The sequence below is a fragment of the Aeromonas molluscorum genome (assembly GCF_051376105.1).
GTDB lineage: Bacteria > Pseudomonadota > Gammaproteobacteria > Enterobacterales > Aeromonadaceae > Aeromonas > Aeromonas molluscorum.
The window spans coordinates 465,747-486,594 of record NZ_JBPQCY010000001.1; the positions used below are offsets into that span (position 1 = coordinate 465,747).

20 protein-coding genes are annotated in these 20,848 nt (G+C 59.2%); 13 read left to right on the forward strand and 7 right to left on the reverse strand.

Annotated elements, in window-relative coordinates; genetic code table 11:
- Positions 1–134: 134 nt before the first annotated feature.
- Positions 135–335 carry a DUF4250 domain-containing protein gene (locus ACSMDR_RS02215; RefSeq protein WP_005895947.1) on the reverse strand — a complete coding sequence of 67 codons (201 nt, stop codon included), beginning with the start codon at positions 333–335 and terminating at the stop codon, positions 135–137.
- Between the two features lie 231 nt (positions 336–566).
- Between ACSMDR_RS02215 and ACSMDR_RS02220 the strand changes: the two genes are divergently transcribed.
- Positions 567–1,046, forward strand: coding sequence for a cell division inhibitor (locus ACSMDR_RS02220; RefSeq protein ID WP_436466875.1), 480 nt, complete (start codon positions 567–569; stop codon positions 1,044–1,046).
- A gap of 342 nt (positions 1,047–1,388) precedes the next feature.
- Here ACSMDR_RS02220 and ACSMDR_RS02225 read toward each other — a convergent pair whose 3' ends face one another.
- Positions 1,389–2,915 (reverse strand): fumarate hydratase, encoded by a 1,527-nt coding sequence (locus ACSMDR_RS02225; RefSeq protein ID WP_436466876.1) that lies wholly within the window; start codon positions 2,913–2,915, stop codon positions 1,389–1,391.
- A 287-nt stretch (positions 2,916–3,202) separates the two neighbouring features.
- Here ACSMDR_RS02225 and pabB point away from each other — a divergent pair, with 287 nt between their 5' ends.
- The 5 genes from pabB to ACSMDR_RS02250 all read left to right on the forward strand — a co-directional run bounded on the left by pabB (position 3,203) and on the right by ACSMDR_RS02250 (position 9,760).
- On the forward strand, positions 3,203–4,492 hold the full coding sequence (gene pabB, locus ACSMDR_RS02230) for an aminodeoxychorismate synthase component I (protein ID WP_436468177.1): 1,290 nt from the start codon (positions 3,203–3,205) through the stop codon (positions 4,490–4,492).
- Positions 4,489–5,058, forward strand: a complete 570-nt coding sequence (locus tag ACSMDR_RS02235; RefSeq protein ID WP_436466877.1) for a CoA pyrophosphatase — start codon at positions 4,489–4,491, stop codon at positions 5,056–5,058. Before pabB ends, ACSMDR_RS02235 begins: the two co-directional genes overlap by 4 nt.
- Positions 5,059–5,274: 216 nt before the next feature.
- A complete protein-coding gene (locus ACSMDR_RS02240) occupies positions 5,275–6,573 on the forward strand; it encodes an HAAAP family serine/threonine permease (protein WP_005895960.1) in 1,299 nt (432 codons plus the stop codon).
- A gap of 142 nt (positions 6,574–6,715) precedes the next feature.
- Entirely contained in the window at positions 6,716–8,098 is a 1,383-nt protein-coding gene (locus ACSMDR_RS02245; RefSeq protein ID WP_436466878.1) for an L-serine ammonia-lyase, read from the forward strand.
- Positions 8,099–8,389: 291 nt separating this feature from the next.
- Positions 8,390–9,760: an L-serine ammonia-lyase gene (locus ACSMDR_RS02250; RefSeq protein ID WP_005895965.1), complete on the forward strand. Its 1,371-nt coding sequence runs from the start codon at positions 8,390–8,392 to the stop codon at positions 9,758–9,760.
- Between the two features lie 533 nt (positions 9,761–10,293).
- Here ACSMDR_RS02250 and ACSMDR_RS02255 read toward each other — a convergent pair.
- Entirely contained in the window at positions 10,294–10,578 is a 285-nt protein-coding gene (locus ACSMDR_RS02255) for a YcgL domain-containing protein (RefSeq protein WP_436466879.1), read from the reverse strand.
- Between the two features lie 106 nt (positions 10,579–10,684).
- On the opposite strand from ACSMDR_RS02255, the gene minC reads away from it, so the two are divergent.
- Genes minC through minE form a run of 3 tightly spaced genes read left to right on the forward strand, consistent with a single transcriptional unit; the run spans position 10,685 to position 12,522 of the window.
- Positions 10,685–11,422, forward strand: coding sequence for a septum site-determining protein MinC (gene minC / locus ACSMDR_RS02260; protein ID WP_436466880.1), 738 nt, complete (start codon positions 10,685–10,687; stop codon positions 11,420–11,422).
- An 18-nt stretch (positions 11,423–11,440) separates the two neighbouring features.
- Positions 11,441–12,253, forward strand: a complete 813-nt coding sequence (gene minD, locus ACSMDR_RS02265; protein WP_005895973.1) for a septum site-determining protein MinD — start codon at positions 11,441–11,443, stop codon at positions 12,251–12,253.
- 2 nt (positions 12,254–12,255) lie between these two features.
- Positions 12,256–12,522 carry a cell division topological specificity factor MinE gene (gene minE, locus ACSMDR_RS02270; RefSeq protein ID WP_005895976.1) on the forward strand — a complete coding sequence of 89 codons (267 nt, stop codon included), beginning with the start codon at positions 12,256–12,258 and terminating at the stop codon, positions 12,520–12,522.
- A 132-nt stretch (positions 12,523–12,654) separates the two neighbouring features.
- Here minE and ACSMDR_RS02275 read toward each other — a convergent pair whose 3' ends face one another.
- The 4 genes from ACSMDR_RS02275 to fadI all read right to left on the reverse strand — a co-directional run bounded on the left by ACSMDR_RS02275 (position 12,655) and on the right by fadI (position 17,379).
- Entirely contained in the window at positions 12,655–13,215 is a 561-nt protein-coding gene (locus tag ACSMDR_RS02275; protein ID WP_436466881.1) for a YaeQ family protein, read from the reverse strand.
- Between the two features lie 213 nt (positions 13,216–13,428).
- Complete coding sequence (locus tag ACSMDR_RS02280) at positions 13,429–13,569, reverse strand: TIGR02808 family protein (protein ID WP_005895982.1); 141 nt, start codon at positions 13,567–13,569, stop codon at positions 13,429–13,431.
- A 352-nt stretch (positions 13,570–13,921) separates the two neighbouring features.
- Positions 13,922–16,069, reverse strand: coding sequence for a fatty acid oxidation complex subunit alpha FadJ (gene fadJ / locus ACSMDR_RS02285; RefSeq protein WP_436468178.1), 2,148 nt, complete (start codon positions 16,067–16,069; stop codon positions 13,922–13,924).
- Positions 16,069–17,379 carry an acetyl-CoA C-acyltransferase FadI gene (fadI, locus tag ACSMDR_RS02290; protein WP_436466882.1) on the reverse strand — a complete coding sequence of 437 codons (1,311 nt, stop codon included), beginning with the start codon at positions 17,377–17,379 and terminating at the stop codon, positions 16,069–16,071. The genes fadJ and fadI overlap by 1 nt, the downstream gene beginning before the upstream one ends.
- Positions 17,380–17,562: 183 nt before the next feature.
- Between fadI and ACSMDR_RS02295 the strand changes: the two genes are divergently transcribed.
- The 4 genes from ACSMDR_RS02295 to ACSMDR_RS02310 are packed head-to-tail and all read left to right on the forward strand — an operon-like array spanning position 17,563 to position 20,829.
- Positions 17,563–18,513 carry an AAA family ATPase gene (locus ACSMDR_RS02295; protein WP_436466883.1) on the forward strand — a complete coding sequence of 317 codons (951 nt, stop codon included), beginning with the start codon at positions 17,563–17,565 and terminating at the stop codon, positions 18,511–18,513.
- Positions 18,504–19,415 (forward strand): DUF58 domain-containing protein, encoded by a 912-nt coding sequence (locus ACSMDR_RS02300; protein ID WP_436466884.1) that lies wholly within the window; start codon positions 18,504–18,506, stop codon positions 19,413–19,415. Before ACSMDR_RS02295 ends, ACSMDR_RS02300 begins: the two co-directional genes overlap by 10 nt.
- Positions 19,412–19,912, forward strand: a complete 501-nt coding sequence (locus tag ACSMDR_RS02305; protein ID WP_436466886.1) for a DUF4381 family protein — start codon at positions 19,412–19,414, stop codon at positions 19,910–19,912. The genes ACSMDR_RS02300 and ACSMDR_RS02305 overlap by 4 nt, the downstream gene beginning before the upstream one ends.
- Positions 19,909–20,829, forward strand: coding sequence for a VWA domain-containing protein (locus ACSMDR_RS02310; protein ID WP_005908607.1), 921 nt, complete (start codon positions 19,909–19,911; stop codon positions 20,827–20,829). The genes ACSMDR_RS02305 and ACSMDR_RS02310 overlap by 4 nt, the downstream gene beginning before the upstream one ends.
- Positions 20,830–20,848 lie beyond the last annotated feature (19 nt).

The following is a 20,848-nucleotide window of genomic DNA, read 5'->3' on the forward strand; positions in this document are numbered from 1 at the left end:
AATATCTGAAAATAGTCAAACGCTTGAAATCGTTTTCAATTCAACGCCATCAACTGTCACCCGCCAGATTGCAAAAACAGCCGCCCAATAGGCGGCTGCTTTATCCCGACGAGTTAACCGAATTTAAACCGGACTCACAACAGCCCGGATTTAAACTGGTTGCTGACACCGTCATATTGATAACCAATCTGCTGCAGGCGGGTGGCAAGCTGATCCTCGCTCATGTCGTAGTAAGCAAGCAGTTCATCGAGATTGTCGCATTCGAGCCTTAGCTTCTCATTGACTATGCCTAGCAAGATATTGGCATCTAGGCGCTGCAAAGTACTGGCATCCATGGTTCAGCTCCTCTGTTAAACACTGTATAACCATGGCCCTTTATCGCAGCCCTGTCCATTTTTCATACAATCCACACCCCTGAGTAAAAAAAATAAAAAACATACATATCAAAATGTTATGAATTCACCTGGATATCTGCGTCACATTTTTGAGCACAAATGACTTGTCTGAGGGACTAGATACAACTACTGTATACATATACAGCGTGGTAATTCATACAGGAAACGCAGATGAACCAGCCAATGAGCCGCCCTCTTGCTCCCCTTATCGCCGGACTGACCCAACCCTGGCCGACCCGCTATCTGAGTCGCCGGCCAAGTTCCCCAGCCTCGGGGGCCGAGTTCAATAGCTCGCAACTGCTGGGCGCACTGAGCCAGGCGAGCCAAGCGGCAAAAGGCTGGATCCTGCTGATAGCCCCCCCGGGCCTGCCGATTGCGGCACAACTGCAAGCCAACGGCATCAATCCAGCCCATGTGCTGGTTGTCCATGGTCACAAGATAAAGAACTGGCAGCGCACCCTGGAACAAGCCCTCAGTCAGAGCCGCTGTGCCGCAGTGCTGACCTGGTTACCGGAAACCATCAGTCTGGACACAGGTCGATTGCATCACCTGAGCCAGCACCATGGGGTGCTAACTCACTATTTTCATGCTCAGAGCGCCACCGACAAGGCCGTGCACTATGCAGGGCAAGATATCTACCTCAACCACTGACTCTTCGTAGGGACGAGACAACGGCATGCTGCCCGTTGGAGTCTCACTATCGGGTTCAGCCTGACCGCTGTCATGATGAAAGCCATGAGCTGCCAGCCCTGTAATAGTGTTGTGCGTTCCGTTAGCGGTCGTTTTGCTGGGGCTGGGACGCCGGGGTTCAATTTTCTCAGCCCTGTCAGTGACAGTGCGTTTCATCCTCGGAAATAGAGGAGAGCAGATTGGCTGATGAACGCTAACACCGACATCTTGTCAAAGTAAAACGGCGGCCCTGGGGCCGCCGTTTAAGCTGATGCGCGTGCCAGGTCATGTGCTGATAAACCTGGCCGGCGCTTCTTTTATGGCTCAGGAAGATAGCTTGCCGTCGAGCTCGGCAATCTTGGCTGACCAGATGGCCGGGCCAGTCTCGTGGACATTGTTGCCACTGGCATCCACGGCCACAGTGACCGGCATGTTCTCCACCTCGAATTCATAGATGGCCTCCATGCCAAGGTCGGCAAAGGCGACGACCCGAGCCTTCTTGATGGCCTTGGCCACCAAATAGGCAGCACCACCAACGGCCATCAAATAGACGGCTTTGTGCTGGCGAATACTCTCGACCGTTGCCGGACCGCGTTCCGATTTGCCTATCATGCCGATAAGCCCCGTCTCGCCCAGCATCATCTCGGTAAACTTGTCCATCCGGGTCGAGGTAGTAGGGCCCGCCGGGCCGACCACTTCGTCACGCACAGCATCTACCGGGCCGACGTAATAGATGAAGCGGTTGGTGAAATCGACCCCCTCTGGCAGACCTTCGCCGTTTTTCAACATGTCGGCGATGCGCTTGTGGGCGGCGTCGCGTCCGGTCAGGATCTTGCCAGAGAGCAGCACGGTTTCGCCGCTCTGCCAGGTAGCTATCTCATCACGAGTCACCGTATCCACATTGACCCGGCGCACATTGTCGCCCACTTCCCAGGTGATCTCGGGCCAGTCGGCCAGTGAAGGTGCAGCCAATTCGGCAGGGCCAGTGCCATCGAGTTCGAAGTGAACATGGCGGGTGGCGGCGCAGTTGGGGATCATCACCACCGGCTTCGAAGCGGCATGGGTCGGCGCTGACTTTATCTTCACATCCAGTACTGTGGTGAGGCCGCCCAGCCCCTGGGCACCGATACCAAGTTTGTTGACCTTGTCATGGAGCTCGAGACGAAGCTTCTCTTCCGTGGTCTGGGCTCCGCGCGCCTTGAGCTCTTGAATGTCGATGTGCTCCATCAAAGACTCTTTGGCCAGCACGGCGGCCTTCTCGGCGGTGCCGCCAATGCCGATCCCCAACATGCCAGGAGGGCACCAGCCCGCGCCCATGGTCGGCACCGTTTTCAGCACCCACTCGACGATATCGTCCGATGGGTTGAGCATCGCCATCTTGGATTTGTTCTCGGAACCACCGCCCTTGGCCGCCACACTCACCTCAACCTTGTCGCCCGGCACCATGTCGATATGCACCACGGCAGGGGTGTTGTCCTTGGTGTTTTTACGGCTACCGGCCGGGTCGGCCACTATGCTGGCCCGCAGCGGGTTGTCCGGATTGGTGTAAGCGCGGCGTACCCCTTCGTCCACCATCTGTTGCACGGTGAGATCAGAATCCCACTGCACCTGCATACCGATTTTGACAAAGCAGGTCACAATACCTGTGTCCTGACAGAGCGGACGGCGCCCTTCGGCAGCCATGCGGGAGTTGATCAGGATCTGGGCCAGGGCATCCTTGGCCGCCGGGTTGGCTTCCTTGTCATAGGCTTCTTTCATGGCATTGACGAAATCGAGGGGGTGGTAGTAGGAGATGTACTGCAGGGCGCCTTCGACGGAATCGATAAAATCCTGTTTTTTTATGATGCTCATATCATCCTCACTGGTCCTTGTCTTCACGAACGGCAGCAAAGCAAGGGCTTCCATATTGGCCGCGCTAGGGAGAGGCATTCAAGTCCCTTCCAATGTCGGGGCGCGGCGTGTTTTTTCTAACATTCGCGGCCACTATGATACGCTTGCCACCCCATACCGGCTAGGGACCAGCACGCAAACTGTTGCCTGTGTAACAAAAAATGAAACCAGACCTGCACATTCATCCTCTGCCCGACGCAAGTGACGCGGCGACCCTGTTTGCCCGGCTGCACCATCAGCCCTGGGCCATGCTGCTCGAATCCATGGGCCCCATGGGCCCGGACAACCGCTTCGACATCATCACCGCCGATCCACGGGCGACCCTGACCACCCGGGGTAGGTTGACCCAAAGGTGGCAAGATGGTGCATCACAGACCTTGCCGGGAGACCCGCTCAGCCTGTTGGCAAAGACCCAGCAAGCGCTGCTCGGGGAGCTCGTCTCCCCTGGCTGCGATCTGCCTTTTATCGGCGGCGCCTTGGGTCTGTTTGGTTACGATCTGGGTCGGCACTTCGAGCAACTCCCCGAGCAGGCCGAGGCCGATTTGACCATCCCCGACATGGCGGTCGGTATCTATGACTGGGCCCTCATTCATGACAAGGCCCGACAACAGTGGCAGTTGGTCCATTGGGGTTCAGAAACCGGACTGGCGCGCCGTCTCTTCTGGTGGAATAAGCAGCAAGCGCCAGAGCCATCAGCCTTCCAGCTGCTTGGCCCCTGGCAGAGCAACATGAGCCGCCACGACTATGGCGCCAAATTCGCCCGCATTCAGGATTACCTGGCCGCTGGGGATTGCTACCAGATCAATCTCACCCAGCGTTTCAGCGCGCCCTATCAAGGGGATGAGTGGCTCGCCTACCTGGGGTTGCGCGCGGCCAACGCCGCCCCCTTTTCCGCCTTCCTCAGGCTGCCGGACAGCGCCATACTGAGCCTCTCCCCCGAGCGTTTCCTGCTGCTCGATGGCCGCCATATAGAGACCAAACCCATCAAGGGCACCCGCCCCCGCCAGCCAGATCCCCTGGCCGATGCCGCCTGCGCCCGTGAGCTGGCTCAGGCCGAGAAGGATAGATCGGAGAATTTGATGATCGTGGATTTGCTGCGCAACGACATAGGCCGGGTCAGTCGACCGGGCACCGTCTGCGTGCCACAGCTGTTTGCGGTCGAATCCTTCCCGGCGGTCCATCACCTGGTGTCAACCATTCATGGTGAGCTGGATGCTCGTTGGCAAGGGGTGGATCTGCTGCGGGCCTGCTTCCCTGGCGGCTCCATCACGGGGGCTCCCAAGATCCGCGCCATGGAAATCATCGAGGAGCTCGAACCCCACAGACGCAACGGTTACTGCGGCAGCATTGGCTACCTGAGTCAGCATGGCCGCATGGATACCAGCATCTGTATCCGCACCTTGCTCGCCACCGAAGGGAGCCTTTATTGCTGGGCGGGAGGGGGCATCATTGCCGACTCCGAGGTCGACAGTGAATACCAGGAGACCTTTGACAAGCTGGCCCGGATCCTGCCCCTGCTCGAGCAACCATCGTCATGACCCACGCCGAGCTGCTGACCCGCTTTTTATTACAGAGCCTCCCGAGCGCCCCTCTGCACTCCCCTGCCCCGGCACTGAGCCCTGCTGCGGTGTTGATACCCCTGGTCGAGCGAGCCGATGGCCTGCATCTATTGCTCACCGAGCGCAGCCGACACCTTCGCCACCACGCCGGGGAGATAAGTTTTCCGGGCGGGCGCCAGGATCCGGGGGATGACGACCTCTACCAGACGGCGCTGCGGGAGACCCATGAAGAGATAGGCATCGCCGCCGATCAGATCCGGCTGTTTGGTCATCTGCCCAGGCTACCCACTGTATCGCGCTTCGAGGTGTTGCCCGTAGTGGGTCTGCTCAACGCCGATTACCGGTTGCAACTGAATGCCGATGAGGTCACCGCGGCCTTCGAAGTCCCCCTCTGGCACCTGCAAGACCTTGGCAACTATGTCAGCATGCCAATAGAGCGCCGTGGCCAACACTACACGCTGCACTGGATCCCCTGGCAGCACAGATACATCTGGGGAGCCACCGCCAGCATGATCCGCCAGCTGGTCACCCAGACAGCGAAATAACATTTTATTGACATAATTTCGAGCCAAATGCGGGATTTAACATTCAAATAACACCGCAAATGATAAACAAAAATTGAAATTATCTTCTTTTGATCACGTTTCCATAAAAAAGTACGGGTTTCGACGATGGAAAAGTGAATTTGATCAACATTTTTACCTGCAAAGCCAGTATCCTTGCGCCGGATTAATAAAAACTACACATCTGGGGTCAGACACATGTCAAATACCGTCTCTCACGCACAGGACGCTGCGGTCGCCAAGGAGCAAGGAACAAGCTCCGTTCAATCTCGTAGTTGGGGAAAACAGGACACCACCTGGGTCATCAGCCTGTTTGGTACCGCCGTCGGTGCCGGCATCCTGTTCTTGCCAATCAATGCGGGTATGGGTGGCTTCTGGCCGCTGGTCTGCATGGCGCTGCTGGTCGGTCCCATGACCTATCTGGCACACCGTGGCCTGGCCCGTTTCGTACTTTCTTCCAAGAAGCCGAACGCGGATATCACTGAAGTCGTCGAAGAGCACTTTGGCGTCGGCGCCGGCAAGCTCATCACGCTGCTCTACTTCTTTGCCATCTACCCCATAGTGCTGATCTACGGCGTGGGCATCACCAACACGGTCGACAGCTTCATCGTCAACCAGTTGCACATGACGCCGCCACCGCGCTGGATCCTCTCCATCGTGCTGATCATGGGCATGATGTCCGTGATGCTGGCCGGTGAGAAGCTGATGCTCAAGGTGACCCAGTTCCTGGTCTATCCCCTGATCGCCATACTGGCAGGTATCTCCCTCTACCTGATCCCGGAGTGGAGCGGTGCCGCTCTCTCCCAGGTCCCCTCCGGCAAGGATTTCGCAACCACCCTGTGGCTGACCATCCCTGTACTGGTGTTCTCCTTCAACCACAGCCCGGCCATCTCCAGCTTCGCTCTGGCGCAACGTCGCGAGCACGGCGACAATGCCGTGGCCAAGTCCGATGCCATCTTGAAGCGTACCGCCATGTTGCTGCTGGGCTTCGTGATGTTCTTCGTCTTCTCCTGCGTCATGAGTCTGAGCCCGGCTCAGCTGGCTGAGGCCAAGGCCCAGAACATCGCCGTTCTCTCCTACCTGGCCAACCAGCACGAGAGTCCGATCATCTCCTACTTCGGTCCGCTGGTTGCTTTCGTGGCCATAGTGTCCTCCTTCTTCGGTCACTATCTGGGTGCCCGTGAAGGTCTCAAAGGCCTGATCGTTCAGCAGATCCGTGGCACAGGTAAAGAGCCGAACCATAAGCTGATCGACATGATCATCATCGGCTTCTTCGTCATCACCCTCTGGGTCGTTGCCGTGGTCAACCCCTCTATCCTGGGCATGATTGAATCCCTGGGTGGCCCCATCATCGCCACCATACTGTTCATCATGCCGATGTACGCCATCAAACGCGTCCCGGCCATGGCCAAGTATCAGGGTCAGATCAGCAACGTGTTCGTGACCGCCATGGGCCTCATCGCCATCTCCGCCATCCTTTATCAGCTGTTTGGCTAAGCCTGCGCACAGATAAAGGGTTTCAAAGGGCTGCCTCGGCAGCCCTTTTTCATGCGGCCATCACATCCCTCAGCTCCCCCTCTTCCCATCGACTACAAAAAATTTACAATGTTTAGACAAAATCCATAATCGGAGTGATGTCATGATCAGTGTCTTCGACCTGTTTTCCATCGGAATAGGCCCCTCATCCTCCCACACCGTTGGTCCCATGCGGGCCGCGCATGCCTTCGTGACCCAGCTAAAGGAGAGCAAGCTGCTGGCTCGCACCAGCCGGGTCGAGACCGAATGCTATGGATCCCTCGGCCAGACCGGCAAGGGCCATGGTACCGGCAAGGCCATCATCCTGGGGTTGGCTGGCTTCGAACCAGACAGTGTCGACATTGAAGGGATCCCCGCCTTCCTGACCGAGGTCGAGCAGAGCCAGACCCTCAAACTTGCCGGCGAGCAATCGAGCGCCTTCCCTCGCAATGGCGCCATCATTTTCAACCGTCGCAAGACCCTGCCCGCCCACTCCAACGGCATGACGCTGCGCGCCTATGAAGGCCAGGCACTGCTGCTGACCCAGACCTACTACTCCATCGGGGGCGGCTTCATCATCGAAGAGAGCCACTTCGCCAACGCCCGGGCCGACGCTGCGGCATTCGAGGCGAGTCATCCCATTCCCTATCCATTCGAGAGTGGCGCCCAACTGCTGGCCCACTGTCAGGAGAGCGGACTCTCAGTGTCCGGTCTCATGCTGGCCAACGAGAAGGTGTTTCGGAGCGAACAGGAGATAGTGGCAGGGCTGCGCAAGATCTGGCAGGCAATGAAAGGCTGCGTGACGCGGGGCTGTCAGCAGGAGGGGGTACTGCCCGGCGGGCTCAAGGTGCGCAGACGCGCCCCGGCGCTGCTTCGTCAGCTCAGCGCCGAAACCAACTTCAATAAAGATCCGCTGATGGTGATGGAGTGGGTCGATCTCTTCGCCCTGGCCGTCAATGAAGAGAACGCCGCCGGGGGCCGCGTCGTGACGGCACCGACCAATGGGGCGGCCGGTATCATCCCCGCCGTGCTGCATTATTACGATCGCTTCGTGCGCACCGTGGATGACGATCTGCTGATACGCTACTTCCTCACCGCCGCCGCCATCGGCATCCTTTACAAGAAGAATGCGTCCTTGTCCGGTGCCGAGGTCGGTTGCCAGGGTGAGGTGGGCGTCGCCTGCTCCATGGCCGCGGGTGCCCTGGCCGAACTGCTCGGTGGCAGCCCGGCCATCGTCGAGAATGCCGCCGAGATCGGCATGGAGCACAATCTGGGCCTGACCTGCGATCCGGTCGGTGGCCTGGTGCAGGTACCCTGCATAGAGCGCAACGCCATGGGTGCGGTCAAGGCCATCAACGCCGCCCGCCTTGCCCTGCGCGGTACCGGTGAACACAAGGTGTCACTCGACAAGGTGATCAAGACCATGTGGGAAACCGGCAACGATATGAAGACCAAGTACAAGGAGACGGCCCGGGGTGGCCTGGCGGTGAACATCACCGAGTGTTAACAAAAGGCCATTCGAGCCCCATTTATCCTGCAATACCCGGCCTGGCCGGGTATTTTTTTGCAAAACGTTTGCTAAGCGCTTAACAAAATGGATAAGCATCAAAATAAATTTTATACTCGCGGCCTTGATTCAACAAAAATAGATCTATTTCAACTTTTTTTAAGGCGAGCCGCGTTACACTGCCGTTATCAGGTCCAGGACCTTAGGGCGATGTCACGACGCAAGCGCCATGGATCACCCCTTTTTTGCAAGCTGGCAACACGTCGGCTTCTACCCAGAGGTAACTATTAGATGATCAGCGTTTTTGATATTTTCAAAATCGGTGTTGGCCCCTCCTCCTCCCACACTGTGGGCCCGATGAAAGCGGCCAAACAGTTCGTGGACGAGCTGCGTGGAGGCGGCAAGATCCGTGAAGTCACCCGGATCCAGGTTGATGTCTATGGCTCCCTCTCCTGGACCGGCAAGGGTCATCATACCGATACCGCTATCATCATGGGCCTGGCCGGCAACTTGCCTGAGAATGTCGATATCGATGGCATCCCCGAATTCATCTCCCGGGTCGAACAGACCGGCCGCCTGCCTATCGGCCTGCATTGCCACACGGTCAGCTTCCCGCAGGACGCCATGATCTTTCATGACGAGGCACTGCCCCTGCACGAAAATGGCATGAAGCTGACCGCCTTCATCGAAGATACCCAGCTGTACAGCAAGACTTACTACTCCATCGGCGGTGGTTTCATCGTCGATGAAGAGAACTTCGGCAAGGCCGACAGCGGCGACATGGCCGTCAACTACCCCTTCAAGAGTGCCGCAGAGCTTGTCGCCCATTGCAGCCAGACCGGCCTCTCCATCTCCTCCCTGATGATGGAAAACGAGAAGTGCTTCAACACGCCGGAAGAGATCTACAAGAAACTCGGCAAGATCTGGACCACCATGCGTGAAGGCATCGAGCGTGGTTGCCGTACCGAAGGGATACTGGCAGGCCCCCTGCGAGTACCTCGCCGCGCCGCGCCGCTCTACCGTCAGCTCACCACCAACGAGAGCCTGTCGAACGATCCCATGAGCATCATCGACTGGGTCAACATGTTTGCCCTGGCGGTGAGTGAGGAGAACGCCGCCGGTGGCCGTGTGGTCACGGCCCCCACCAATGGCGCCGCCGGCATCATCCCCGCCGTGCTGGCCTACTACGACAAGTTCATCCAGCCGGTTGGCCGTGACGAATACACCCGTTTCTATCTGGCCTCCGCTGCCGTTGGCATGCTCTACAAGATGAACGCCTCCATCTCCGGCGCCGAAGTCGGCTGCCAGGGCGAAGTGGGTGTCTCCTGCTCCATGGCCGCTGCCGGTCTGACCGAGCTGATGGGTGGTAGCCCGGAACAGGTGTGTGAAGCCGCCGAAATAGGCATGGAGCACAACTTGGGTCTGACCTGCGATCCGGTCGGTGGCCAGGTTCAGGTTCCCTGCATCGAGCGTAATGCCATCGCCTCCATGAAGGCGATCAACTCCTCGCGCATGGCCCTGCGTCGCACCTCCAAGCCGCGCGTGTCACTGGACAAGGTTATTGAGACCATGTACATCACCGGCAAGGACATGGACTCCAAGTACCGGGAAACCTCCCGTGGTGGCTTGGCCATCAAGGTGATGCAAGTCTCCTGCGAATAACGCTGCGCACATCATGATAAAAGGCGGGACACTTCCCGCCTTTTTGCTGTCTGCCATTTGTCACTCAAAGGGATAGCCGACCACCCGCGCGCCTCAGCACTGGCTTCCCAAGCCCACCTCAGCCACTATCCCATTGACCGGGTCGAGCCCGGCTGTCCCCTGACATGCCAGCCACGCTTATCCCCTGTGGCTCACGCCAAACATGCAATCAAAAGCAGGCCGCGCCGCAAAAAGTGCGCCAAAGGAAGGGAGCCAGATCAAGAAGGGAGATGATGGAAATAATGGCGAGGGAAAACAACTGTATATTTATACAAGTTGGTCGCTGTTTGAAAATATTATTTTCAAGGCTCATTCGAAGGCGACAGACTTTATCGTCCTCAATTGGCAGAGAAATTATCGGCGGCCCTCAGGGCCGCCAGCAATTATGTCAGGGGGCTCCGTGGGTAATAAAGAGATCGCGCTGCGATGTGCGAGATTAACAACCGCCCTCAAAAGACCCGCACTTGCCAAACGACAGCTTGCGTCCAGTAATATCAGAGGGTCTGCTCGGGTTGTTGCGCCAACTTGTGCTGCTCGAGCAGGTTCTCCACCGGCGGCGGTACTTGCAGGTAGAAACCTTGCAGTGTCAGCATCTCCATCACCCGGCTCACACTGGCAATGCCAAGGGGCTTGCCTGGGGTGAGCTTGGTCATCAGCACCAGTTGCGGCGTGCCGAAGGTCTGCATCAGGGGAGCCGGAACTCGGGAAAAATCATCCCTTTTTTCGACAAAGAGATAGGTGTCAGCTTTTTTGCGACTTTTATAGACTGCACACAACATGTAAATTGATATAATCCATTGAGTTTATTGCCTCGGAAGTGGGCAAACTATAACATCAGACCATCAATAACAATAACGGATTACCGTCTCTGTCTCGGGGAAAGTCATGGTTGAGCGCGATAACGAATTGAAAGGGACTACCTTCACTATTTCTGTGTTGCATATCAACGATGCCGCGCCGGACAAGATACGCCAGTTATTGGCCGCCAAGGTGGCATTGGCGCCACAGTTTTTCAATTGTGCGCCTCTGGTGCTCAATGTGGAAAAACTCGAGCAACAACCGGATTTTGACGAACTCAAGGCGCTGGTCGAGTCGGAAGACTTTGTGCTGGTTGGCATTACGGGGGCCAAGAGTGAGTCCATGAAGATAGCCGCCAAGGCCGCAGGCCTGGCCGTCATGAGCTCCGGCCGCAGTCGCAAGGCAGACCCTCTGCCTGAGCCTGTGGCCAATCTCACCGTCAACGATGTGCCTGTCGTCGATCTGCCGCTGCCCAGCACAGTGCCCGCCCCCCTGCTTGCCAGCAAGGTTCATGTGGGCCCGGTTCGTTCCGGCCAGCAGATTTATGCGGCGGGCACCTCGCTGGTCGTGCTCGGCTCAGTGAGCCCTGGCGCCGAAGTCCTGGCCGATGACAGCATTCATATCTACGGGGCCCTGCGGGGCCGGGCAATAGCCGGGGCGCGCGGTAATACCGATGCCCGCATCTATTGCCAACAATTACAGGCCGAGCTTATCTCCATCGCGGGCACCTTCCAGCTCAGCGATGCGTTGCCAGCAGGCCTGACTGAGCAGCCGGTGCATATCCGGCTGGATCAAGAACAACTCCGAATAGACCGTATCAAATAGAGTTACAAGGAAGCGAGAATGGCGCGAATCATAGTCGTTACGTCCGGCAAGGGTGGCGTTGGCAAGACCACCACCAGCGCGGCATTGAGTACAGGGCTGGCCCAGCGTGGCCACAAGACGGTGGTCATCGATTTCGATATCGGCCTGCGTAATCTCGACCTCATCATGGGTTGCGAACGCCGTGTGGTCTATGACTTCGTCAACGTCATCAATGGCGAAGCGAACCTCAACCAGGCCCTTATCAAAGACAAACGCAGCGAGAATCTCTTTATCCTGCCCGCCTCCCAGACCAGAGACAAAGATGCCCTCACCAAGGAAGGGGTCGAGAAGATACTGGATCAGCTGGGCGAGATGGGTTTTGAATACATCGTCTGCGACTCCCCCGCCGGAATAGAATCCGGTGCTCTGATGGCACTCTATTTTGCCGATGAGGCCATCGTCACCACCAACCCGGAAGTCTCCTCGGTACGCGACTCGGACCGGATCCTCGGGATCCTGGCCTCCAAGTCTCGCCGGGCCGAGCGCGGTGAGGATCCCATCAAGGAGCATCTGCTGCTCACCCGCTACTGCCCGACTCGGGTCAGCCGTGGTGACATGTTGAGCGTGCAAGATGTGCAGGAGATCCTTGCCATCCCACTGCTTGGGGTCATCCCAGAATCCCAGGCGGTATTGCGCGCCTCCAACTCGGGAGAACCCGTCATCCTGGACAAAGAGTCCGATGCGGGCAAAGCCTATGAAGATGCCGTTTCCCGTCTGATGGGAGACGCCACCGAATTCCGTTTCCTGCAAGAAGAAAAGAAGGGCTTCTTTAGCCGACTGTTCGGGAGTTAAGCATGTCTATTTTTGATTATTTTCGTTCTACCAAGAAGCAGGCGACGGCCCAGACGGCCAAGGAGCGGCTGCAGATCATCGTTGCCCACGAGCGTTCTTCCAGAGGGGGGCCGGATTACCTGCCCCAGCTCAAGCAAGATATTCTCGATGTGATCCGTAAATACGTGCAGATAGACCCTGAGAAGATCACGGTACAGCTGGACAAGAAGAGTGATGAGTTGTCGGTACTCGAACTCAACATCACCTTCGCCGATGACAAAAAGGGATAAGCCAGGCGCCCTATGCGTGACCCTTTCCCTCAATGAGACCGGATCCTGACCCAGGATCCGGTTCCTTTCTTTCTCTCATCCCCCTTGCCGCTCAGAGACTCCTCAGGGAATGGCCCGCCCATTGGACGGCGTTCAGACCAGCTCGTGTGCCTGCTTGCCCTGCAGCATCAGAGGATCCAGCGTCACTTCCGTCTTGCCATTGCTCACCCACAGCTGGCCGTCGGAGATGGTGCAGGTAAGCTGCATGGTGCGTTCTATCATGGCCGCCAGAGGCTGTGTCTGGCTGTCGCTTAGCTCTATGATGCTGAGGTTGTCATGCAGGGAAAGCTTGCCCTGATTCTGCTTCCACCAGACGCTGGTACCACGACCACCGTAAAGATAGAGCACCACTTGGCGCGAACGGTTGCAGGCCTTCTTGAGACGGCGCTCATCCGGCTGGCCCAGCTCAATCCAGAGTTCAATCTCATCGGAGTAATTCTTGCGCCACAGCTCAGGCTCATCGTCCGCTGACAACCCCTTGGTAAATTCAAGTCGCTCGGCAGCATGCCAGGCAAAAGCCGCGAGGCGGATCATCATGCGCTCGTCGGTTTCGGAAGGGTGACGGGCCAGGGTGAGGGAGAAATCCTGATAGAGCCCCCTATCCATGTCAGAGAGGGAGAGCTGTGCCTTGAATACGGTTGCCTTGAGAGCCATGAGGGACCTTATTGGATGCAAAATACGAGACGCTACTGCGATGGCCGCCAGTGTAATCAAATTTCCCCCTGGGTTCGACCTTCATGCTCATCGACCCTGTCGCGAGGCCCTGCCCCAGGTTCAAGAGCTGGGGCCCAGACACAACAATGCCAGTCTCTCGACTGGCATTGTTGTGTCGCGCTATAGCGTGGGAAGGCATGGCAGCCATGCGCTTCACTTCTCGGCGGACTGCACCCCAAAGGCGTTGAGCAGCACGCAACAGGTCACGGCCACCGCCACGAAGCCACTCAGGAAGATGAAGGGCATGACGCCATAGCCCAATACTGTCCAGATGGTTTGTTCAAGAAAGCTCATGATGTGTCCTTTGTCCTATGACGCCCATCTCTGGCGCGAATGTCCATGGCGGCTTGGGCCGCACTCTTGACTACTTTCGTTCCTATTGGAGCCTAATACGCCGCCCTCGCCTATGCCACCAAAGGAATATATAGGGGGTAGGATTGCGCTAGATCAATATTTTGGGGTATTTAAAGGCAATCATTTCCCACGCCAAGCCCCAGATCGACAGCCCGCGTGCCGATTAGCCCCCATCCCGCTTGAAACAGCATCACAGTGCTAGCAAGATGCCCATAAAAAGAGGCGACCCTGGGTCGCCTCTTTATGCATCATGGGATAACAACCCCTGAGCCGACGGATAGCCGGGCCCTCTTCAATAGAAGCGCTGCCCCTCGGCCGCCATCGCCTTGAGCCGGCTGCAGGGTGCGAAGCGCTCGCCATGACGCTGCTGGTAATACTCGAGTCGCGCCACCAGCTCGGCAATCCCCAAGTTATCCATATAGCGGAAGGGGCCGCCAAGGAACGGAGGGAAACCGATGCCGAAGATGGCACCTATGTCGCCGTCCCGGGCCGAGGCTATCACGCCGCCATCCAGGGCCATCGCCGCCTCGTTGAGCATCAGGAGCACACAGCGTTCCACCAGCTCACTCTTGGCAAGCTTGGCCTGGGGCTTGACCCCGAGCAGCTCGTAGACGCTCTCGTCAACTTTCTTCTTGCCCTCTCTGCCGGTTAGCCAGCTGCGCGGAGCCGCCTTGCCATAGAGGTAGAAACCCTTGCCGTTCTTGCGTCCCTTGCGATCGTTTTGCAGCAACTTGTCAAATGCCTTGGGAGCCTGGAACTGTTCGCCGCCCAGTTCCCGCTCCAGTATGGGGGAGATCTTGGCCCCCACATCGATACCCACTTCATCGAGCAGATTGATGGGGCCGACCGGGAAACCGAAATCGAGCAGGGCGCCATCGAGCACCTCCACAGGTTCCCCTTCCAGTACCAGGCGCGCCGCCTCGTTCATGTAGGGGGCCAGGATCCGGTTCACATAAAAACCGGCCTCATCCTTAACCACGATGGGCGTCTTGCCCTGGGCACGGGCAAAGGCGATGGTGGTGGCCACCGTCTCGGCGCTGGTGCCTGCATGGGGAATGATCTCGGCGAGCGGCATCTTGTCCACCGGGCTGAAGTAGTGCAGGCCCACTATCTGGCCCGGCCGCGCAGCCCCTTCGGCTATGTGATGAATAGGCAACGAGGAGGTATTGGACGCGAAAATGGTCTGTTCGCCGCATTCGCGCTCCACGTCCTGCACCATCTGGTGTTTGAGGGCCAGATCCTCGAACACGGCCTCCACCACCATGTCCACCCGCTGGAAGCCGGAGAAATCCAGGGAGCCGGACAGCAGGCTCATCTGCTTCTCCAGTTCGCTGCGCAATATATGACGGCGCTTGAGCTTCTTGTTGAGCAAGTCATAGCTGTAGCGCATGGCGTTGCTGATCCCCGCCTGCGCCACATCCTTGATCCGCACCGGCACCCCGGCCTTGGTGGCGGTGACATAAGCAATGCCGCCCCCCATCAGCCCTCCCCCTAGCACGGCGGCATGGCCTATCTTGCGTGGCGCGGCTCCCTGATAGCTCACCTCCTTCTTCATCTGGGTCGTGGCGAAGAAGAGCGAGCGCAGGGCGGCGGATTCCGCGGTCATCACCAGTTCGCCGAAGCAGCGCGACTCGGCAGCCAGGCCAGCCTGGATCCCTTCTTCCATGCCGATGCGCACTACTTCCAGGATGCGCTCGGGCGCCGGATAGTTGCCACGGGTCTTGGCCTTGACCCCTTTGCGCGCCTGATCAAAGAGCACATTGCGGCCCAGCTTGTTGGTCTCGAGCAGTTTGCCTTGCAGATCGCGCCGCAAAACATGGCGCGGCTTGCCCTTGCGAGCCAAGGCAATGGCCGCCTCCATCAATATGGAGAGCGGAACCACTTCATCTACCAGGCCCATCTTGCCCGCCTGCTTGGCACGCACTTGCTTGCCAGTCAGCATGAGATCGAGCGCCTTGGCCGTTCCGATGAGGCGCGGCAGACGTTGGGTCCCCCCGGAGCCCGGCAGCAAGCCGAGTTGTACCTCAGGCACCCCCAGCACCGTCTTACCATGGTCGCTCGCAACCCGGCCGTGACAGGCCAGGGCCAGTTCCAAGCCGCCCCCCAGGCAGGGACCGTGAATGGCGGCGATTACCGGGATGGTGAGATTTTCGATCTCGGCAAAGATGATCTGCCCTTCCCGGGACAGGGTCTGAGCATCTGCGGCACTGGTGCAGCCGTCCAGCATGCTGATGTCGGCCCCGGCGATGAAGGAGTCCTTCTTGCCGGAGGTGATCACCAGGCCGATCAGATCCTTATTGGCCCGCACCCGCTCCAGCACGATGCGGATCTCATCGACGAAAGCGGCCTTGAGGGTGTTCATGCTCTCGCCCGGCACGTCCATGGTGAGGATGCCGATGCCGTCTTTACGAATATCCAGGGAAAAAGTTTGTTCGCTCATCATTCCACCTCCAGCACCATGGCCACACCCAACCCACCCGCCGCACAGGCGGTGTTGAGTCCCAATCCACCACCACGACGGCGCAGCTCATGGAGCGTCTGGGTGATCATGCGCGCTCCGGTCGCGGCGAAGGGGTGACCATAGGCCAATGAGCCCCCCAGCACGTTGAATTTATCCATGTCGATCTCGCCAATGGCGCTGTCGCGGCCCAGCTTGTCCCGGGCAAAATCGCGACTGGCGAACATCTTGACGTTGGCCAGGGTCTGGGCGGCGAATGCCTCATGCATGTCGATGAGAGTGAGATCGCTGAGGGTGATGCCTGCCCTGTCCAGAGCGATGGGGGTCGCGTAGGAGGGCCCCATCAACATGTCCTGCCAGACATCGATGGCGGAAAAGGCGAAGCTGCGAATAAAGCCGAGCGGCTCCAGGCCAAGCTCCTTGGCACGCCCTTCGCGCATCAGCAGCACGGCGGCGGCGCCATCGGTGAGCGGGGTGGCATTGGCGGCGGTGACAGAGCCATGCATCCGATCAAACACCGGCTTGAGCTTGGCGTAGCTTGCCAGGTCAGAGCTCTCGCGAATATTGTTGTCGCGCTCAAGGGCTGCCTTGTAAGGCGCCACATGGGCGGCAAACACCTCCTGAGCCAGCTTGCCCTCGGCCCAGGCCTGGGCGGCCAAACTATGTGAGCGGTGCGCCAGGGCGTCTTGCGCCTCGCGGCTGATACCGTGGCTCTTGGCCATCTGTTCAGCGGTCTGACCCATGGAGAGGCCAGTGGAGTATTCGGCCACGGCTGGCGGTACCGGCAGCAGATCCTTGATGCCGAGTCGGCGCAGGATGGCAAACTTTTGTGCGAAAGTGCGCGCCTTGTTGAGATCGACCAAAGCGCGGGCCAGCCGCTTGCTGACGCCGATGGGCAACACAGAGGAGGAGTCGGCACCGCCGGCGATGGCGATGTCGACCGTACCAGCCATGATGGACTCGGTGACATTGGCCACGGCCTGGAAGCTGGTCGCGCAGGCGCGCGACACGCTATAGGCATCAGTGCTGACGCTCATGCCAGTACCCAGCACTATCTCGCGGGCGATATTGGGCGCTTCCGGCATCTGTACTACCTGGCCGAACACCAGTTGATCGATGAGGGCGGGATCTAGATTGGTGCGGGCGAGCAACTCGCTCACCACCAACTTGCCGAGATCCACCGCCGGCACCCCATGAAAGGCGGTGGCCTGCTTGGCGAAGGGCGTACGCAGACCCGCCACGACGGCAATCCGTTCGCCCTGGCGAGTCGTCAGTTGTAAAGGCTGTTTCATCCTGGCTCCTTGGGTTAATCAGGTAGAGGTCAGACCTCATTGCGCCACATCTTAACAATCCGCTCACAAGTTTCATACGGCTGATTGAAACTAAATCTGTACCGGGAGGGACTCGGTTCTCGCACCCTGAGAGTATCTGGAGTATAAAAAGATCAACTTCTATTAAAACAATAGGTTTATCTCATGGCTCTGGCCGAATTTCGACAAGTACGCGAGCATATTGCCAGCCAGATCCTGGGGCAGGGCGAACTCATCGACGGCCTGCTCATCGCCCTGTTATGTGAAGGGCATGTGTTGATCGAAGGGGCGCCGGGTCTGGCCAAGACCCGGGCAGTCAAGGTGCTGGCGACGGCCATCGAGGGGCGTTTTGCCCGCATTCAGTTCACCCCGGATCTGCTGCCGGCCGATCTCACCGGCAGCGAGGTATTTCACCCTCAGGATGCCAGCTTTCAGTTCCAGCCAGGCCCTTTGTTCAATCACCTGGTATTGGCCGACGAGATAAACCGGGCGCCAGCCAAGGTGCAATCCGCCCTGCTCGAAGCCATGGCCGAGCGTCAGATCACGGTAGGCAAGAAGAGCTGGCGCCTGCCGGGTCTCTTTATGGTGGCCGCAACCCAGAACCCTATCGAGCAGGAGGGGACCTACCCCCTGCCCGAGGCCCAGCTCGATCGCTTCTTGTTCAAGCTCAATGTTGATTACCCGAGCCCGGCGCTGGAGCTCGCCATACTGCAGCTCAATGAACGGGGGGAGACATTGCCTCCCTCACCCTGCCTCATCAGCCCAGATGCCTTGCAAGCGGCTCGCGATGCCGTACTGGATGTCATGATGCAGCCCAGGCTAGCTCACTATCTGGTGCAGCTGATCTGTGCCACCCGGCCGGGCAGCGGCATAGCCCCCGAGCTGGGCACCCTGATCGATTTTGGTGCCAGCCCCAGAGCCAGTCTGGGCTTGGCCCGCGCCGCCCGCGCCCGCGCCTGGCTGGCTGGACGGGACTATGTGCTGCCCGAAGACATACAGCAGTTGGCTCCGGCCGTGCTGCGCCATCGCCTGCTGCCAAGCTATCAGGCCCAGGCAGAAGGTGTCGATGCCGAAGAGATCATTCGCCGCCTGTTGGACTGGGTGCCATGCCCCTGAGCCATGGCGCCTCGCCCAGCCAAGATCCGGCATCCAACCGCTGGCCTCCCGAGTTGCAACTGCCCCTTGCCTGTCTGCTCGCCACCCGATTGCTGACCCGAGGGCCCCAGGTCACGCGGCGCAAGAGCCCATCCCAGCGCGGTGCCCAGCGCCGCCAGCCCGGTCTGAGCTTTCGCGAGCTGCGCCCCTATCAGGCTGGAGATGAGGTGCGCCACATAGACTGGCGGGTCACGGCCCGGCTCGGCCGCCCCTTCACCCGCCTCTATGAAGAGGAGCAGGAGCAGCATCACTGGTTGTTGCTCGACCTCTCACCTGGCCTCTATTTCGGCTCGAAACAGCGCCTCAAGGCCCAGCTGGCGTGCGAGCTGGCCGCGGCCCTGCTCTGGCGAGGCGAGCGTCATCCCCAGACATTGCATATTCACAGCACAAGCCCTCAAACCCTCACCTGCAAGGGCTCTCCTCTGCCGCTGTTGCCAGCCATCTGCCGCCATTACCTGACCGGACTCGAGCGCCGTCCCTTGCCGACTCCCCTGGCGCAGACGCTTGAGCGGCTGCGCCCCCGGCTGCCCCACGGGGCGCGCCTGACCATCATCAGCGACCACATGCCACCGCCCCCCGCGCAAGAGCGGCAACTCAGGCTCATCGCCCGGCGCCACGACATCCATTACTGGCAACTCCGCGATCCCCTGGAAGCCAACCTCGATGCAACCGAACGACTGCCGGTGACGGGTCCACTCGGCCCGGGCTGGCTCGATGGCTCCAGCCCTCAGTTCGTGCGCCGTTACCGGGTCCAGGCGGAGCAGCACCTGGCCCTGAGCCAGGCCCGACTGCTGCCCCTGGTGCAGCGCCTGACCTTGCTCGATAGCGGCCAGAGCCTGCAAACCCAGTGGCAATCCCTATGACCATGGATACCGCCACCATTGTCACACGACAGATAGCCGAGCAGATCCGGGATATTCACCCAGGCCCGCCCCTTGATGCGGGCTGGCTGGACCCGCGCCTCGGCGCCCTGCTCCTGCTGGCCCTGCTCCTGGTGCTGCTCGGCGCCTTCGCCTGGCTTGGCCACCGGATCTGGCTGTACTGGTGCTGGCGCCAGGCCACCGGGGTGCCACCAGCAGGCGATCAGCGTCTCTGGTTCGTCGGGTTGCATGAGAGGTTGCGCCAGGAGGGGCTGCGCCGCTGGCCAATAAGCCGTACCTTGCAAGGTGCCGACTGGCTCGCCTGGCTCGACAGCCAGGGCCCGACTGATTTCCTGCGCTGGCAACACCAGTGGGATGAGTGGCTCTATGGCGGCCGATCACCGAGTCAGTCCCAATGCCTGGCGATCCATGCCGACTACCTGCGCCTGGGTCGCCAACTGCTGCTCGGCCGATGCTATCTCCAAGGGGGGGCCGGATGATATTGGCCTGGCCCTGGTTCGCCCTCGCCCTGGTGCTGCCCCTGCTGGTACGCTCCCTGCCCCCCTTGCATCGCCCTCGTTTGCACCATGACGGCTTTGCGTTGCAAGGCTCACAGGGCGGTCTGCCACTCTGGTATGGCGCCCTGTTGTGGGGAGCACTGGTATTGGCCTTGTGCCGTCCTCAACTGATCGGTGAGCCCATCGTCCAGTATCAAGACAGCCGGGATCTGCTGCTGGCCGTGGATCTCTCCGACAGCATGCGCACCCCGGATATGTTTGACGGCAGTCAGCAGCAAGACAGGCTGAGTGCGGTGCGCAAACAGATAAAGCAGCTGATCCTGGCCAGACAAGGTGACAGGATCGCCCTCATCGTCTTCGCCGACCACGCCTACCTGCTCAGCCCGCTGACAGAAGAGACCCAAGCGCTGTTGACTCTGGCCGATGAGCTGGATTTTGATCTGGTCGGACGTACCACGGCGCTCGGTGAGGCCATCGCCCTCGCCAACACCCATAAAGAAGCTGATCGCGAGGCGGCGCTGCTGCTGATCACCGATGGTCGCAACACGGCGGGCACTGCCGATCCCCTGGTTCAGGCTCGTCAGGCCGTCGCCGCCGGACTCAAGATCTACACCCTGGGGGTTGGTGCGGATCCAGACAGCCAAGCGCTGACCCCGGCACAGCCAGACCCCAGTACAGAGCTGGATGAACCCCTGCTCACCGAGTTGGCCACTCTGGGACAGGGTCACTATTTTCGCGCTCGCACCCAAGGAGATCTCCTTGCCATGAATCAGCGCTTCGACCAGCTGGAACCGGGTGCCAGGGCAGGTCACAGCTACCGCCCCCTGACCGAACTCTATCCATGGCCACTATTCCTTTTCACCCTGCTTCTGCTGCCGGGGCTAAGGAGGCCAGGATGAGGATAAAGGCAGTGCACAC

What these genes read in the sequence shown, in the direction of transcription:
- ACSMDR_RS02215 (WP_005895947.1), bottom strand. Translation starts at nt 335, where the DNA reads ATGGATGCCAGTACTTTGCAGCGCCTAGATGCCAATATCTTGCTAGGC.
- ACSMDR_RS02220 (WP_436466875.1), top strand. Translation starts at nt 567, where the DNA reads ATGAACCAGCCAATGAGCCGCCCTCTTGCTCCCCTTATCGCCGGACTG.
- ACSMDR_RS02225 (WP_436466876.1), bottom strand. Translation starts at nt 2,915, where the DNA reads ATGAGCATCATAAAAAAACAGGATTTTATCGATTCCGTCGAAGGCGCC.
- pabB (WP_436468177.1), top strand. Translation starts at nt 3,203, where the DNA reads ATGCTGCTCGAATCCATGGGCCCCATGGGCCCGGACAACCGCTTCGAC.
- ACSMDR_RS02235 (WP_436466877.1), top strand. Translation starts at nt 4,489, where the DNA reads ATGACCCACGCCGAGCTGCTGACCCGCTTTTTATTACAGAGCCTCCCG.
- ACSMDR_RS02240 (WP_005895960.1), top strand. Translation starts at nt 5,275, where the DNA reads ATGTCAAATACCGTCTCTCACGCACAGGACGCTGCGGTCGCCAAGGAG.
- ACSMDR_RS02245 (WP_436466878.1), top strand. Translation starts at nt 6,716, where the DNA reads ATGATCAGTGTCTTCGACCTGTTTTCCATCGGAATAGGCCCCTCATCC.
- ACSMDR_RS02250 (WP_005895965.1), top strand. Translation starts at nt 8,390, where the DNA reads ATGATCAGCGTTTTTGATATTTTCAAAATCGGTGTTGGCCCCTCCTCC.
- ACSMDR_RS02255 (WP_436466879.1), bottom strand. Translation starts at nt 10,578, where the DNA reads ATGTTGTGTGCAGTCTATAAAAGTCGCAAAAAAGCTGACACCTATCTC.
- minC (WP_436466880.1), top strand. Translation starts at nt 10,685, where the DNA reads ATGGTTGAGCGCGATAACGAATTGAAAGGGACTACCTTCACTATTTCT.
- minD (WP_005895973.1), top strand. Translation starts at nt 11,441, where the DNA reads ATGGCGCGAATCATAGTCGTTACGTCCGGCAAGGGTGGCGTTGGCAAG.
- minE (WP_005895976.1), top strand. Translation starts at nt 12,256, where the DNA reads ATGTCTATTTTTGATTATTTTCGTTCTACCAAGAAGCAGGCGACGGCC.
- ACSMDR_RS02275 (WP_436466881.1), bottom strand. Translation starts at nt 13,215, where the DNA reads ATGGCTCTCAAGGCAACCGTATTCAAGGCACAGCTCTCCCTCTCTGAC.
- ACSMDR_RS02280 (WP_005895982.1), bottom strand. Translation starts at nt 13,569, where the DNA reads ATGAGCTTTCTTGAACAAACCATCTGGACAGTATTGGGCTATGGCGTC.
- fadJ (WP_436468178.1), bottom strand. Translation starts at nt 16,069, where the DNA reads ATGAGCGAACAAACTTTTTCCCTGGATATTCGTAAAGACGGCATCGGC.
- fadI (WP_436466882.1), bottom strand. Translation starts at nt 17,379, where the DNA reads ATGAAACAGCCTTTACAACTGACGACTCGCCAGGGCGAACGGATTGCC.
- ACSMDR_RS02295 (WP_436466883.1), top strand. Translation starts at nt 17,563, where the DNA reads ATGGCTCTGGCCGAATTTCGACAAGTACGCGAGCATATTGCCAGCCAG.
- ACSMDR_RS02300 (WP_436466884.1), top strand. Translation starts at nt 18,504, where the DNA reads ATGCCCCTGAGCCATGGCGCCTCGCCCAGCCAAGATCCGGCATCCAAC.
- ACSMDR_RS02305 (WP_436466886.1), top strand. Translation starts at nt 19,412, where the DNA reads ATGACCATGGATACCGCCACCATTGTCACACGACAGATAGCCGAGCAG.
- ACSMDR_RS02310 (WP_005908607.1), top strand. Translation starts at nt 19,909, where the DNA reads ATGATATTGGCCTGGCCCTGGTTCGCCCTCGCCCTGGTGCTGCCCCTG.